Genomic DNA, 15,146 nt, shown 5'->3' with positions numbered 1-15,146 from the left:
AATCCTGCACTGCAATTCCTGGATGGGTAAAAAGTCGCTTATCGTCATCGTAGTTTTCTAATATCGCTAATAATTGATCAGGGCATGGAGAGAAGTATGACCATCGAATTTACTAAGTATCACGGACTGGGTAACGACTTTATTCTGATTGATAATCGTCATCAGGTAGACCCTGTATTGACACCAGAGCAGGCGGTGAAATGGTGCGATCGCCACTTTGGCATCGGCGCAGACGGCGTAATTTTTGCGCTGCCTGGACAAGACGGCACCGACTACACTATGCGAATCTTTAACTGCGATGGCTCTGAGCCAGAAATGTGCGGCAATGGCATTCGCTGTCTAGCAAGGTTTCTATCCGACCTGGAAATTGCTGATAGCGGTTCTTCCAAGCCTGCCTTTAAAATTCACACGCTAGGCGGAGTTATAACTCCCAAACTAGAAGCAAACGGGCAGATTACCGTTGATATGGGGTTGCCTCAGCTGCTTGCTGGAGAAATTCCCACCACGCTGGCTGCTGCTGACCAGAAGGTCATTGACCAGCCGCTAGAAGTCGCTGGTCAAACCTGGCAAGTGACCTGTGTCAGCATGGGCAATCCCCATTGCATCACCTTTGTTGAAGACGTAGCGGCTGTACCTCTAGAGCAGCTCGGACCCCAGTTTGAGCATCATCCCGTCTTTCCTAAGCGAATTAATACCGAATTCATCGAGGTTGTCCGCCCCAACTACTTGAGAATGCGCGTCTGGGAACGTGGAGCTGGAATTACTCTAGCTTGCGGTACGGGAGCCTGTGCCTCACTGGTCGCGGCAGTGTTGAATGAGAAGTGCGATCGCCGCGCCACCGTTGAGCTACCTGGTGGGTGCCTCGAAATCGAATGGTCAGCCTCCGACCAACGCCTTTATATGACCGGCCCAGCCACTCGCGTCTTCATCAGCGAAGCCCTCCCCAACTTCTAAACCTCCCACTCCCAACCCTAATCCCCAATGCCCACCCTCCGCTTGCTCCCGACTTACCGTGCTAAGTCCGTCCGTGAAGGCGGGCAAAGTTACTTTGTCGATAGCCACGGAGTACGCTTGCCCAGCGTTACTACTATTCTCAACGTCACCAAACCTCAAGCTGACCGGGAAGCACTGGCACAGTGGCGATCGCGTTTGGGCACTACCGAAGCCAACCGTGTCGCTAGCACTGCCAGCCGCCGGGGAACGCTCACCCACAAGCAAATTAAGAACTATCTCCTGGGAGAGGAAAGCGATTGCCCAGAAACCGCCCAGCCCTACTGGGAAAGTTTACAACCCGTTCTGGTAGATATTGAGGACGTGCGGCTGGTTGAGAGCTCTGTGTTTCACTATGACTTGGGCTACGCCGGGAAGGTAGACTGCATCGCTAGCTATCAAGGCGAGCCTTGTGTTTGTGATTGGAAAACTGCCGACAAGCCCAAAGGTTCAGTCGAGCGGCTACACGACGGCCCATTACAGCTAGCCGCTTACTGCGGGGCAGCAAACCATTGCTACCCAGAACAGGACTTAAAGCTGAGAAGTGCGCTATTAGTCGTCGCGATTTCAGGACAACCCGCGGAAGTATTCCGGTTCAGTGCAGAGGCACTGCTGGACTACTGGCAGCAGTGGCAGGCGCGAGTAGAGCTGTTCTACCGAATCAGGCGATCCCCAATTCCTGGAACATTACCAGCGGGAGGAAAAAGTTGACAATAAAAATGCCCCAAACACAAACGCCTTCACCAAAATGTTGCTGCAGATATTAGCGGGCGCTGAGGCAAAATTTCTAGTTAGCGAATGGACATAGCTGAAGAGTCTTGACCAATTCCAAGACACGGCTAAAGGAATCTTGGGCGATCGCTGTTCCAGTGGTTGCTGCGCTACAAATTGGGGACAAAAAAAGAGGAAAGGACTTGCCTTTCCTCTTTACTCAACGAATTGACGTTGTATTATTTAGCGATTGCCGGAGCCCGAAATATTTGAGCCGCCAACGGTTCTCTTACCTGAGCTTGCTCAGCCAGAGTCGGGACTGAATCCCGCAAACGAGCAGTAAGCTGAATCGTTTTAGAATCGTAAACCTGAGTCAGCAGCTTTGGATAAAAACCAATGCCAATAATTGGGATCAGCAAACAAGCAATGATAAACACCTCACGCGGCTCTGCATCAACCAAAACTTCGTGAGAAGTCAACTCCTTGTTTTCTGGCCCGAAGAAGATCTCCCGCAGCATGGACAGCAGGTAAATCGGCGTGAGAATGACACCTACTGCTGCCAGGAAGACTACCAGAACCTTAAAAGTCACGCTGTAAGCATCACTCGTCGCAAAACCTACAAACACCATCAGTTCCGCAACAAAGCCGCTCATTCCCGGTAGCGCCAGAGAAGCGAGAGAGCAAGTGGTAAACATAGCGAAAATCTTCGGCATCTGTTTACCTACACCACCCATCTCATCCAGGATCAGAGTATGCGTCCGGTCGTAAGTTGCTCCAACCAGGAAGAACAGACTCGCTCCAATCAAGCCATGCGACACCATCTGCAATACTGCACCGCTCAACCCCAAATCGGTGAACGATGCAATCCCAATCAGCACGAAGCCCATATGGGAAATAGAAGAATAGGCAATCTTACGCTTCAGGTTGCGTTGGGCAAACGATGTGAGAGCTGCATAAATGATGTTCACCACGCCTAGGATCACCAAAATTGGCGCAAAGTAAGCGTGAGCACCGGGCAGCATTTCTGCGTTCATTCGAACCAGGGCATAGCCGCCCATTTTTAACAGAATTCCCGCCAGCAGCATGTGAACAGGTGCAGTTGCCTCACCGTGTGCGTCGGGTAGCCAGGTATGCAGCGGGAAGATCGGCAGCTTGACGGCGTAGGCAATCAGAAATCCGGCATAGACAAGAAGCTGGAAATTGAGAGGGAAGTCCTTGGACATCAGCGATCGCATGTCAAAAGTGACAGTATCGCCGTAAAACGCCATCGCTAGCGCCGCAATTAGGATAAACAGCGAACCACCAGCCGTGTAAAGGATGAACTTGGTTGCCGCATATAAGCGTTTTTTGCCGCCCCAGATCGAGAGCAAAAAATAAACCGGAACGAGTTCTAGCTCCCAAACTAGGAAGAAAAGCAGCATATCCTGCACCGCAAAGACAGCGATCTGACCGCCATACATTGCCAGCATCAGGAAGTAAAACAGCTTCGGCTTTAGCGTTACAGGCCAAGATGCCAAAATTGCCAGCGTAGAAATGAACCCAGTCAGCAAAATTAGCGGCATTGACAAGCCATCTGCCCCAACCGACCAGTTCAGGTCGAGGGAAGGAACCCAGGCATAGCTTTCAACCAGCTGCATCCCCGGATCGGAGAGGTCGTATTGCGTGTAAAAAGCGTAAGAAATGATTGCAAAGTCGATTAGTCCAACAATTAGGGCATACCAGCGAACTGTTTTGCCATCCTTATCTGGGATCAAGGGCACCAGCAAGGAGGCAACTACAGGAAGCAAAATGATCGTGGTAAGCCAGGGAAAATTGGCAGTATCCATTAGCTCAGTTTTTTATCAGCGATAGGATTTGGGTTGGGAGATGAGGGTTTAGGTAATACCGGAGATCAGAACTAAGCCCAGAACTGCTCCAAATACTATCAGGGCATAGAACTGTGCCCGTCCATTTTCCAGATATTTTAGGCCTTCGCCTGTAATCAGGGTGACGAGGCCGGCCAGGTTGACAATACCATCGACAATTCGCACGTCTACTTCTAGAACCTGTCTTGCCAAACGGCGGCTGCCTTTGACGAACACAGCATTGTAGATGTCGTCGATATACCACTTATTCAGTGATAGGTTGTAGAGCGGCTGAATCGTTTTGGCAATCGCTCCTGGATCAATCTTGAAGGACAGATACATCAGCGAAGCCAGCGTGATCCCGATTAGCGCGATCCCCACTGAGCTACCGCCCATGACCAGGAATTCGGTCCATTCAAACTCGGCTGGAATTTCGAGAGGAGGAAATCCGGCGATCGCTTCTTCTCCCGGTGGGTGGATAAACGCTTCAAAGTAGTTGGCGAAAGGCGTTCCCACTAGACCAATTAAGATCGAGGGAATCGCCAACAAGATTAGTGGCAGCGTCATTGTAGCGGGTGACTCATGAGGAGTATCGCTGTGATGTCCTTCATGCGCTTCATGGTCGTGTAGCTCAGGCACATCCGTCGTCAACTCTTTAGAGTTCATTGCGCCAGGGCCAAAGGCTAGTCCTAAACGCTGAAGCTGCTCATTCTTAAGCTGATTTTTGATGCTATCGTTCTTGCCGCGAAACTCACCTTCAAAGGTCATGAAGTACATGCGGAACATGTAGAACGCCGTGATTCCAGCCGTTAGCCAACCAATCGCCCAGAGGATTGGGTTCACCTCAAAGGTAGAACCTAAAATTTCATCCTTTGACCAAAAACCAGCAAATGGGGGGATTCCAGAGATTGCTAGCGTGCCAATCAAGAAGGTAATTGCTGTCGCAGGCATGTACTTCCGCAAGCCGCCCATCAAACGCATGTCCTGAGCAAACACGGGATCATGTCCCACGACAGACTCCATGCCGTGAATCACCGAGCCAGAGCCAAGAAATAGCATTGCCTTGAAGTAAGCGTGAGTCATCAGGTGAAACAACCCAGCGCCATAAGCACCAGCGCCCATCGCCATCACCATGTAGCCCAACTGAGACATTGTGGAGTAGGCAAGTCCCTTCTTGATGTCATTCTGGGTAATCGCGATGCTGGCTCCCAAAAATGCGGTGAAAGCTCCCGTCCAGGCAATGATATTCATTGCGTCGGGCAAGCCCTCGAATAGCGGAAACATCCGCGCAATCAAAAATACTCCAGCGGCGACCATCGTTGCAGCGTGGATTAGCGCCGAAATTGGAGTAGGGCCTTCCATCGCGTCAGGCAGCCAGACATGCAGTGGAAACTGAGCTGACTTTGCAACAGGACCGAGGAAAACCAGGATAGCAAAAAGGCTAGCTAGACCCACACTGAGGGAGCCAGATTGAACGAGCTCCTGGAGGCGATCGCCAATCTCGTTAAACTCAAAGCTACCTGTAGCCCAGTACAGCGCCAAAATACCTAGCAACAAGCCAAAGTCACCGACACGGTTAGTTACAAACGCCTTCTGACAAGCATCGGCAGCCGCCTTGCGGTCATACCAGAAACCGATCAGCAGGTAAGAACACATACCCACCAGTTCCCAGAAGATATAGACCTGTACCAGGTTGGGGCTAATGACCAGCCCTAACATTGAGGAGCTAAACAAACTCAAATAAGCATAGAAGCGAACATAGCCAGGATCATGTGCCATGTAGCCATCGGTGTAGATCATCACCAGAAAAGCTACCGTTGTCACAATTACCAGCATTAGAGAAGTCAAATGGTCGATGGTGTAGCCCATCGTCAAGTGAAAATCTCCAGCGGCCGCCCACTCGATAATCCGGTTATAAGGGGGATGTCCCTGAATTTGGCTCCACAGCAGGGCAAAGGAGAAAACCATCGCTGCCCCAATCAGGGAGACAATGAATACAGAACTACCCTGCCGAAACTTATTAACTGTCTTGCCATACGAGACTAAGCCCATTCCGATTAACATTGCCCCTGCTAAAGGCAACACTGGGATCAGCCACGCATACTGATATATGAATTCCATGACTCACGCCTACTTCAACTTTCTTCACTGAGTTGGCAAAACCGCTTTCATTGTGACACAGACTGGTATCGGAAGTTTCTCACCAAAGGCACAGCCGTTCAATTGTTGCATTCTCAAAACATATCCTTGACATTTAAGAAACTCTTTGGATTAAGAACCTGAATTGAGAATCTTTTAACTTCCTTCTTTCTAGCTTTCTTCCAGATTGCCCTGATGTTCACAGCGAAAGCCTTCTTGTCGCCAGCTATTGATGTCTACAGAGGAAAGCGATCGCACTCCTGAACATTTAGGTTGGTAAAACTGTCCGGCGATCGCCCAGACTAAACTTCTTCCTACGTCTAACCCCGTTTTCGTCCAGGATTCTTGATTTCCTGGAACACCCTGCTCTGTAACAATTTCTGGCTCGACCCAAATTCCGTGTGCTCCTAGCAAGATTTGAGCCAACCACTTTGCTCTAGGCAGATGACTTCCAGACGTAATCAACCCAACTTTATGGACGTTCCACTGCTGCAAAATGGGTGTGCCGAAATAAAAGTTACCAAACGTGGACTGAGCACAATCTTCTATCCAAACCTGATCCATAGGAGCATTAGCGCGTTGAAAAATTAGCCAGATGCATGGATCTTTAGAGCCAGTAGAGATCAAAATCGGTATTTCAGGATGCTGTTTTGTAAGTTCTGCCGCATAGATTTCTCGTTGAATGCTGCCTCCAAGAACGAGGTAGGCATCAATGGGGGCAGTTGCAGCCGAACGTAAAGTAATCAAATTCACTAACAGCCAACTGCAAAACAACAGTCCCAGTCCTACTAGTGCAGTACGAATTGGGTGATGGGCAATTTTTCTATGCCAGGAACGTTTTTTTGAATGAGGAAAAGAAGACTGACCCACTTTCGAACGTTTGGCTTTTGGCATTGAAAGTCCAACATCAAAACAGCATTTAGTAAATTTTGTTCACGATTTTTCAGATTAGTCGAGGAGAAGGGGTTAAATTAGCGAGAAATAATCAGCGAAGCATCATTGCTTTAACTCAGCTTCACAAGTTCTTAGTATTAAAAGCTTTTTATTCAAGATGCTTTATCTTAAAAACGCCAACCTGCCTAAGGACATTGAATATTTAAGGACACCAAACAAAACTGTCACACGATTGACACAGCCTGACTAAACTGCTTGAGTATGCTGAAAAGCACGCCTTTAGGGAGATGTCTGAAGTTTTGCCCCAACTGCTCAGAAGACCTAGCGATTGCCCCCAACAGATTACCTAAGCATTAACCAGGTAAAACTTGTTGCTTCAACTTTAGGAGCTCATGTCAGTCTGCAATCTCTACAGTCCAGTGACTTTGTAAACAGTTGAATAGGCTAAATCGAATTAAAAGGTTAAATAATTGCTAGCCGAGCAATAGCCTCACAGTTTGATGGTTCCAGTGATCCTTCAGTTTTTGGTGCTACTGCTTTTTCGCTCTGACTACCTATCTGCTCCTTTTGTCTCTCTAATTTTTGTTCCCTACCTGCTTTTGCCGGTGCATTTCGTGAACCCTGCTGTCTGACTTAAACCCTGTATCCAACCCTAGTCCTATACCCTTCAATGCATCAATCTTCCTGGCTCTCCAACTTGCTGCATACAGCCCTATTCAGTGGGGCGATCGCGACAACAACAACCCTTTCACTTCTCAGTCCAACGTTTAGCCCTTCTGTCCAAGCTTCTCTACAAGACAGTCCCAAAGCAGTATTGGATGAAGCGTGGCAAATCGTTTATCAGGAATATGTCGATCCCAGCTTCAATCAGGTTGATTGGCAGGCGGTGCGTCAAGATCTGCTAAGTGCTGACTACGCCTCTGAGCAGGAAGCCTATGAGGCATTACGGGATGCGTTAGAGCGATTGGAAGATCCATACACTCGCTTTATGGACCCTGAACAGTATCGGGCATTGACTCGCCAAACATCAGGAGAATTGTCTGGAGTCGGCATTCGGCTTGAGCTTAATTCAGAAACGAATGCGTTAACGGTCGTTGAACCCCTACAAAATTCTCCTGCTTCCGCAGCGGGGATCAGAACTGGCGATCGCATTTTGGCGATCGATGGCAGATCTACCAGTGGCATGTCAGTAGAAGATGCCTCTCGCTTGATTCGGGGTGAAGCAGGTACCGAAATTACTCTGCGAGTTAGCCGCAGCGGTTCTGAAGCCTTTGACATTCCGCTGACCCGTGCCCGAATTGAGTTGCCCACGGTTCGCTACAGTTTGCGTCAGGAAGGAAACACTAAGATTGGCTACATTCGCCTAGGCGAGTTTAGCAGCCACGCGGCCGACCAGATGCGTCGCGCCATTCGGGATTTATCAAACCAGGGTGCAGAAGGATTCGTTTTAGATTTACGAGGTAATCCGGGTGGTTTGCTGCAATCCAGCATCGACATTTCTCGGATGTGGATTGAGGCTGGAGACATTGTGCGAACGGTCGATCGCAATGGAGCTAGCCGAGAAACGAGCGCTAATCACACCGCTCTCACTGAACTGCCCTTGGCTGTGCTGGTAGATAACAACTCTGCTAGTTCCAGCGAGATTCTCACGGGCGCATTGATGGACAATCGTAGAGCAACCGTTGTCGGTAGCCAAACCTTTGGAAAGGCGTTAGTGCAATCGGTTCACGCCCTGGAAAACGGTGCTGGTTTGGCTGTTACCATTGCTCACTATTACACCCCTGCTGGCACCGATATTAGCCATCGCGGAATTACGCCTGATGTTGAGATCAACTTGACCGATTCACAGCGGCAAAGGCTAGCTTCTACACCCACGCTGTTGGCGACAACGGACGCTGATCCCCAGTATGCAGGAGCGATCGCTGCTCTACAGCCTGACATCGTAGCTAATCGAAATCAGCAGCCCGTTCAACCAATTAGCATTGGGCAAGAGCGGATGAATTCGCCCCAATAAAACGCAGGTATCAGTGCTGAATCAAAAAATGGGGAAGGTTAAATCCTTCCCCATTTTTCATTTACTTTTTTCCCAGTTGAAGATTAAGTGCTAAAAGATTTAGGGATGCATCTCTGAATCTTTTAGTAGAAAAGGAGTAACTGTTAGGACAATTGCCATAAATCCCGCAATCTCTAGTGCTACTTTCCGATTTCAGGATTAAGCTGTTGGACCAGATGGACAATTTCTGGCAAAATCAGCCGCTCAACTGCCAGCTTAACTGCACCGCTAGAACCCGGTAAGGAAAAAATTAGCTTAGAACGATAAACTCCAGCAACTGCTCGTGAGGCGATCGCCCTAGAGCCAATTTCTTGATAGCTCAGCCAGCGAAAGAGTTCGCCAAAACCAGGCAAAACCTTTTCAAGCAAACGCTCGATCGCATCGTAAGTTGTATCCCGTGGTGCGATCCCGGTACCACCGTTTAAGATTACAGCCTCCAAATCGTCCCGTAAACAAAGTGCCTTAAGCTGTTGCTGAATCTGCTCCGGTTCGTCTTTAACAATGACGTACTGAATAAGAGGATGTCCGGCAGCCTGAAGTAACTCTTGAATTAGCTGACCGCTGCGATCAGTCTCAGGGGAACGAGTGTCGCTGACCGTGATTACAGCACAGCCAATTGCAATCGGACGGGGATCAGGATGGGGAACAGCCATAGTGCTTGCAAAATCAGGATTTGTTAAACCCTAGCCCATTCTCTTCGGCATATCGATTCATAAAGCGCATGAAGCGCTCCCAATCCTCTGCGCTTCTCATGATATAAATCGCCTCAAGGGCTTCAGGTTGGCCGTTGACAAACTTTGCTTTTACTTCTTTTGTTGATAACTCGCCCTCTTCGTCAATCAGATACATCCCGGTAATTTCAGTAGTACTGTCATTTGCCAGAGCTTTAGGATTTTGAAAATAAAACGTGGCCGTACCGTTTGTGCCATCTTTTGCACGAGTCAAACGAACATCAGGAATGACCTCTTCGATCACTCCTCTAGAGAATTCAATTTGAGCCATAATCTTCCTATTCCGGCTGCTTAGTGTGGGCTTAAATTATCATCTTCCCATTATCCGTAACACCAGGGAACACATCCAGGAGGACAGATTCAGTTCAAGCTGCTTCTAGACGTTTTGGCTATTTCTATCTCTTGACCGAACTGATTAGGACGGACATTACATCAGTTGATGGATTTAAGGATTATTTATATTTCGTTACGATCATCTATGGAAAGATTGAGAAAAGCGCGCTTATTCGCCTAGTTCAGAGGTAATGGTATGAACGGCAATTTAAGAGTCGGCAATTTATTTGGAATTCCTTTTTACGTCAACCCGTCGTGGTTCCTCGTTTTAGGTTTAGTTACCTGGAGCTACGGCAGTGGTCTAGTGGCTCAGTTTCCTGAGTTAGGTGTTACTGCCTGGGGATTGGGGCTTGTGACGGCTCTGTTGCTGTTTGCCTCTGTTCTGGCGCACGAACTGGGACATAGTTTTGTGGCAATGGCTCAGGGAATCGAGGTGAAATCGATTACTCTGTTTATCTTTGGTGGACTTGCCAGCTTGGGAGAAGAGTCAAAGACTCCCGAGGGTTCCTTTAAGGTAGCGATTGCCGGACCCCTAGTCAGCTTTGTCCTCTTTGGGTTGTTCACAGCAGTCAACTTGCTACTAGACCTACCGAATGCTTTAACTGCAATCGTGGCGCTTCTCTCCTATATCAACCTTGCATTAGGTGTATTCAACTTGATCCCCGGCTTGCCGTTGGATGGGGGTAACGTCCTTAAAGCAATAGTCTGGAAGATTACAGGCAAGCCTTATAAGGGAGTAGCATTCGCGAGCCGCGTCGGTCAATTTTTTGGTTGGGTTGGAGTTGCGCTAGGAATTCTCTCAGTTTTGGGACTGAGCAGCGTGGGCAGCATTTGGACGCTGCTGATCGGCTGGTTCTTGTTGCAGAATGCAGGGCGATCGGCTCAGTCTGCAACTGTTCAGGAAAAGCTGAGTGGGCTGACTGCTGGAGACGCAGTTGATCCCGACAGCCCTATTGTGTCAGCTAGCAGTTCTCTTAGAGAGTTTGCGAATGGCTACATCATTGGCAACGAAAAGAACTGGCAAAAGTTTCTAGTAACCGACGAAAACGGTCAGTTGGTGGGTGAAATTTCTGTTGATAGCATGAAAACCATTCCAACTAACGACTGGTGGGACGTGCAGGTGAAGGAACTGATGCAGCCCATTGACCAAGTTAACACTGTGCCCTCAGACAAGCCGCTGCTAGAAGTGATTGGATTGCTGGAGGAGAAGAAGCTTCCTGCCCTAGTTGTAATTCGCGACAATGGCGTGCTGGTTGGGTTGTTAGAAAAGGCTTCAATCGTTCAACTTCTCCAGAAGAAAGCAGAAGCTGAAGCTGCTTGATCCGTTAGCTGGCTGAGTGAATAGCGGGACGCTGGGTTTCTTCAAGGCTGACTGCCATAGAGTGAAAAAGCACAGGGGGTAATGCCCCCTGTGCTTTTTCACTCTATCTTTCAATTGTTGGGTGCGTGGCTAGAAAAGACGTAGACCCGCTGAGTTTCCAGGCGATCGCAGATTGACGAAGGCTTAACTGAATCAGCCGTTGGTTCTTGGTCTAACCGAAAAATTTGCCGGTCTAGCTGTACCTGCAACGTAGTCATCGGGTCGCCACCTGGAGAAATCAAGAACTCTAGCTGCTGGACAGATTGCCAAGTCGCGAGGTTGTCAAGAATTTCAGCGATCGCCCGCACATAAGGATGTCCTGCGTCTTGATACCAGTCAGGCGCAGCAACACTAGGCTGATCAAATCCCAAATGGAAGGTGAGAGAAGATTTGCCGAAGAGGGCGATCGCCACTGGACGCGCCTCTTCCTGCAAAATTAAGTCGTGGCTTCTTGCCATGTAGCGCAGCTTTTCTAGTCGCTCATAGCGCTCAGTGGGCGATCGCAAATCATCTTGCCACTGAATTGCCACTGTCACCAAGAAGGTTTGCAGCAGCAAATGTCCTAACTTCTCAGCTTTGGTCGCTAGGTAAACTGAGTTGTGGGAAGTTGTCTCAATTAGCAGCGGCACTCGGTCCACCATTTCCAGCCCGTAACCCTTTAAACCCGCTATTTTGCGCGGATTGTTGGTGATCAGGCGAAACTGCTGAACTCCCACATCGTTAAGAATCTGGGCACCGATACCGTAGTTGCGCTGGTCAGCAGGAAAACCTAGCCGCTGGTTTGCTTCCACCGTATCTAAACCCAAATCTTGTAACGAGTAAGCCTTGAGCTTGTTTACCAGCCCAATTCCCCGTCCCTCCTGCCGCAGGTAAACCACTACGCCTGCCCCAGCAGATTCAATCATTTTGAGAGCAGCCTGAAGCTGCATTCGGCAGTCGCACCGCAGCGAACCCAGCGCGTCTCCCGTCAGACACTCGGAGTGAACCCGCACCATCACAGAATGATCCTTGAAAGTCTCGGGATCGCCTTTAACGATCGCCACATGTTCTGAGTTGTCCAACAGGTTTCGGTAGCCGTAAATCTTAAACTTGCCAAACTCACTCGGTAAATCAGCAATTGTTTCTCGTTGGACAAACCGCTCATGTTGGAGCCGATAGCTGATCAGATCAGCAATGCTGATGATTTTTAGACGATGAAATTTGGCGTATTCGATTAGCTCTGGTAGTCGCGCCATCGAGCCATCGGGATTTTGGATTTCGCAAATTACCCCAGCCGGATACAGCCCTGCCAACCTGGACAAATCTACGCCGGCTTCGGTGTGCCCTGCCCGTTTTAGCACTCCCCCTTCTTTTGCCCTGAGTGGAAAGATATGTCCCGGTCGGCGCAAGTCACCCGGTTTTGTTTCAGGGTTGAGCGTTACCTGAATCGTTCTAGCTCGATCCTCAGCTGAGATTCCAGTTGTCACACCCAGATGTAGCGCTGCATCGATGCTGACGGTAAAAGCAGTTTGCTCGTTACTATCTTCAAAACTTCTGCCACTGACCATTAGCGGCAAATCGAGCTGATCCAGGCGATCGCCCGTCATTGCCAGGCAGATTAGCCCTCTGGCCTCAACCGCCATGAAGTTGATCATATCTGGCGTGGCAAACTGAGCCGCACAGATTAAATCGCCTTCATTCTCTCGGTTCTCGTCATCCACTACCACAATGGACTTGCCTGCTTTTAGGTCAACCAGGGCAGCCTCGATTGAGTCAAATTCAAAACCTGACGGATGTAGCGATTCCACAGGAAATTCCCAATAGATAACGACGTAAACTTTTCTGAAGTTCGTTAATCCAATTCTAGCCCGTTTGGTTGAAGAGTTGAATCAGCGGTGATCACGAGCAGACAGAGACAATTGTAACCATCCCCCGAAAACCTGATTTTAGTACTACAATGCTGCATTTAGAGACACAGTGATCAAGTTAGAATTACTGCGCTTCTAGAAAAACCTTTTAAGTAAGAGCTTTAGACATCATGGGTGATTCCAGGCGCGTGCCCGTTGGGATTGTAGGAGCGTCAGGCTACGGTGGAGTGCAACTGGTGCGACTGCTAGTTGAGCACTCGGAAGTTGAGCTAGTTTATCTAGGCGGTGAAAGTAGCGCCGGAAAATCTTTTGCTGACCTTTATCCGCACCTGGGGCATCGGGTAAATTTGACTGTCGAGGCACTTGACCTGGAGACGATTGGCGATCGCTGCGAAGTCGTTTTTCTCTCCTTGCCCAACGGATTAGCCTACAAGATGGCTCCGACACTGCTGCAAAAAGGCTGTAAGGTATTAGACCTCTCAGCAGATTACCGATTTGACGACCTGGAAACGTATCGCGCCTGGTATGGAGGCGACCGCACCGATCAGGCAGTGGCGGAAACTGCTGTCTATGGATTGCCTGAGATTTATCGCGATCGCATCGCCGAAGCTCAACTCGTTGGCTGTCCTGGTTGTCATGTCACTGCTAGTCTGTTAGCCCTCTCACCTTTAATGAAGCAAGGGTTAGTTGTTCCTGAAACGGCTGTAATTGATGCCAAAACAGGTACCTCTGGCGGTGGGCGGCAGGCAAAGACACATTTGCTCCTAGCAGAGGCTGATAACTCCATCAGCGCCTATGGCGTAGCGCGACACCGCCACACCCCTGAAATTGAGCAGGTTTGTAGCGCCCTGGCAGGTCACGAGGTCATGGTGCAGTTTACGCCTCACCTGATCCCAATGGTGCGCGGTCTGCTGGCAACGGTCTACGCAACGCTGCGCGATCCTGGATTGGTAACGGACGATCTAATTACCATCTACCAGGCTTTCTATCGGGCTTCCCCCTGGGTAAAAGTCTTGCCGAGTGGCACCTATCCCCAGACCAAATGGGCTTGCGGCACCAACCTTTGCTATATCGGTATTGAAGTCGATCCGCGTACCGATCGCATCATCGTCATGTCGGCGATCGACAACCTAATGAAAGGTCAGGCAGGTCAGGCAATTCAGTGCCTTAACCTGATGATGGGCTGGAAAGAGACACTGGGTTTACCGCAACTCAGCTTCTATCCCTAAGCTCCACCTTCTATGAAAACTAATGCAGTACGGATTCTGGACAATTTAGGCATTGCCTATGAACTCCGGAGTTACGAAGTTGATCCAGAAGATCTAGCAGCCGAACGAGCCGCTGAGAAAATTGGACTACCGCCTGAGCAAGTTTTCAAAACCCTTGTTGCCCGAGGCGATCGCCAGGGAGTTTGCCTTGCCGTAATTTCTGGTAGCGATCAGCTTGATTTGAAAGCACTAGCGAAGTTAACGGGCGATCGCAAAGTAGACACTGTTGCCCTTAAAGAAGTACAGCCTCTCACAGGCTACATTCGAGGTGGCGTGACTGCCTTAGCCTGCAAAAAAGACTATCCCGTGTATGTCGATGAGACGGTTGAGCTATTCCACCAGGTTGCCGTCTCAGCAGGCGTTCGCGGCACGATGATTCTACTAGCTCCAGCAGACTATTTGAGTGCGGTGAAGGGAACAGTAGGGGCGATCGCCAAAAATAAGCTCTAGTAGAAATTTGAGCAATCTAACCTGTAGCCCAAAGTTCCGTAGGGGCATAGCATGCGGCAGATAGACCCCGGAACAAGCCGAGAATTCTTGCCCGAATGCTATGCCCTTACAGGAGACATTCATATCCTGGTCAGTACCGAGTCAGGAAGGCTAAAGTCGTAGAACATTCACCAGCATTGGCGACACCCTGGTAAGACATCTATGAATTCTGATAAAAGACAGCAACTTCAGCAGTGGGAGCAAGAGTTGCGCGATCGCGAGTTGGCAGTTCGCTTGCGGGAGTTAGAAGCAGAAATTAACCAACAGCACTCTTCATGTCACAGTCATCTCAAGAATGCTGCCCCCCATGCTCAACCGCTCAATTTCCTCAAGCGCTTCTACAGAAAGCTAGAGAACGTCGCCAAATTTATCGGAATCGTGGTGTTGGTAGTTATTGGCATTCAAATTGCGAGTTGGCTAGCAGGCACATTTATCGTAATCGGAATTGTTTGGCTGGCTTACAAAATCTTTTTTGAGAACGATTGAC

The 15,146-nt window shown here is 49.2% G+C and carries 13 protein-coding genes; 7 read left to right on the top strand and 6 right to left on the bottom strand.

Features of this window, described 5'->3' with window-relative positions; genetic code table 11:
- Window positions 1-96: 96 nt before the first annotated feature.
- Window positions 97-954 carry a diaminopimelate epimerase gene (gene dapF / locus H6F93_RS17575; RefSeq protein WP_190683196.1) on the top strand — a complete coding sequence of 286 codons (858 nt, stop codon included), beginning with the start codon at window positions 97-99 and terminating at the stop codon, window positions 952-954.
- Window positions 955-981: 27 nt separating this feature from the next.
- The gene (locus H6F93_RS17570) at window positions 982-1,701 is read left to right on the top strand and encodes a PD-(D/E)XK nuclease family protein (protein ID WP_190642250.1); all 720 of its coding nucleotides are present in this window, start codon (window positions 982-984) and stop codon (window positions 1,699-1,701) included.
- Window positions 1,702-1,940: 239 nt separating this feature from the next.
- Here the strand turns inward: H6F93_RS17570 and ndhD1 are convergent, their stop codons facing one another.
- From ndhD1 to H6F93_RS17555, 3 genes are all read right to left on the bottom strand, one after another.
- Window positions 1,941-3,527 (bottom strand): photosynthetic/respiratory NAD(P)H-quinone oxidoreductase subunit D1, encoded by a 1,587-nt coding sequence (gene ndhD1, locus H6F93_RS17565; protein ID WP_190683194.1) that lies wholly within the window; start codon window positions 3,525-3,527, stop codon window positions 1,941-1,943.
- 48 nt (window positions 3,528-3,575) lie between these two features.
- Window positions 3,576-5,666: an NAD(P)H-quinone oxidoreductase subunit 5 gene (locus tag H6F93_RS17560; RefSeq protein ID WP_190642248.1), complete on the bottom strand. Its 2,091-nt coding sequence runs from the start codon at window positions 5,664-5,666 to the stop codon at window positions 3,576-3,578.
- 189 nt (window positions 5,667-5,855) lie between these two features.
- Window positions 5,856-6,578 carry a YdcF family protein gene (locus tag H6F93_RS17555; RefSeq protein ID WP_190683191.1) on the bottom strand — a complete coding sequence of 241 codons (723 nt, stop codon included), beginning with the start codon at window positions 6,576-6,578 and terminating at the stop codon, window positions 5,856-5,858.
- Window positions 6,579-7,248: 670 nt separating this feature from the next.
- Between H6F93_RS17555 and ctpB the strand changes: the two genes are divergently transcribed.
- On the top strand, window positions 7,249-8,592 hold the full coding sequence (gene ctpB, locus H6F93_RS17550; RefSeq protein ID WP_190642246.1) for a carboxyl-terminal processing protease CtpB: 1,344 nt from the start codon (window positions 7,249-7,251) through the stop codon (window positions 8,590-8,592).
- Between the two features lie 179 nt (window positions 8,593-8,771).
- Here ctpB and H6F93_RS17545 read toward each other — a convergent pair whose 3' ends face one another.
- Both H6F93_RS17545 and psb28 read right to left on the bottom strand, forming a co-directional pair.
- The gene (locus tag H6F93_RS17545) at window positions 8,772-9,284 is read right to left on the bottom strand and encodes a MogA/MoaB family molybdenum cofactor biosynthesis protein (RefSeq protein ID WP_190642245.1); all 513 of its coding nucleotides are present in this window, start codon (window positions 9,282-9,284) and stop codon (window positions 8,772-8,774) included.
- Between the two features lie 13 nt (window positions 9,285-9,297).
- Window positions 9,298-9,633 carry a photosystem II reaction center protein Psb28 gene (gene psb28 / locus H6F93_RS17540; RefSeq protein WP_190642244.1) on the bottom strand — a complete coding sequence of 112 codons (336 nt, stop codon included), beginning with the start codon at window positions 9,631-9,633 and terminating at the stop codon, window positions 9,298-9,300.
- Window positions 9,634-9,891: 258 nt separating this feature from the next.
- Here psb28 and H6F93_RS17535 point away from each other — a divergent pair, with 258 nt between their 5' ends.
- The gene (locus H6F93_RS17535; RefSeq protein ID WP_190642243.1) at window positions 9,892-11,016 is read left to right on the top strand and encodes a site-2 protease family protein; all 1,125 of its coding nucleotides are present in this window, start codon (window positions 9,892-9,894) and stop codon (window positions 11,014-11,016) included.
- Window positions 11,017-11,126: 110 nt separating this feature from the next.
- On the opposite strand, the gene ribBA is transcribed toward H6F93_RS17535, so the two are convergent.
- A complete protein-coding gene (gene ribBA, locus H6F93_RS17530; RefSeq protein WP_190683189.1) occupies window positions 11,127-12,842 on the bottom strand; it encodes a bifunctional 3,4-dihydroxy-2-butanone-4-phosphate synthase/GTP cyclohydrolase II in 1,716 nt (571 codons plus the stop codon).
- Between the two features lie 230 nt (window positions 12,843-13,072).
- On the opposite strand from ribBA, the gene argC reads away from it, so the two are divergent.
- The 3 genes from argC to H6F93_RS17515 all read left to right on the top strand — a co-directional run bounded on the left by argC (window position 13,073) and on the right by H6F93_RS17515 (window position 15,145).
- A complete protein-coding gene (gene argC / locus H6F93_RS17525) occupies window positions 13,073-14,131 on the top strand; it encodes an N-acetyl-gamma-glutamyl-phosphate reductase (RefSeq protein WP_190683185.1) in 1,059 nt (352 codons plus the stop codon).
- Window positions 14,132-14,143: 12 nt separating this feature from the next.
- Complete coding sequence (ybaK, locus tag H6F93_RS17520; protein ID WP_190683182.1) at window positions 14,144-14,620, top strand: Cys-tRNA(Pro) deacylase; 477 nt, start codon at window positions 14,144-14,146, stop codon at window positions 14,618-14,620.
- 201 nt (window positions 14,621-14,821) lie between these two features.
- Window positions 14,822-15,145 carry a hypothetical protein gene (locus H6F93_RS17515; RefSeq protein WP_190683179.1) on the top strand — a complete coding sequence of 108 codons (324 nt, stop codon included), beginning with the start codon at window positions 14,822-14,824 and terminating at the stop codon, window positions 15,143-15,145.
- The last annotated feature ends 1 nt before the right edge of the window (window position 15,146 follow it).

It is taken from the genome of Leptolyngbya sp. FACHB-671, from assembly GCF_014695745.1.
Taxonomy (GTDB): domain Bacteria; phylum Cyanobacteriota; class Cyanobacteriia; order Elainellales; family Elainellaceae; genus JAAUTN01.
This window is presented reverse-complemented; position numbering and strand designations above follow the sequence as displayed.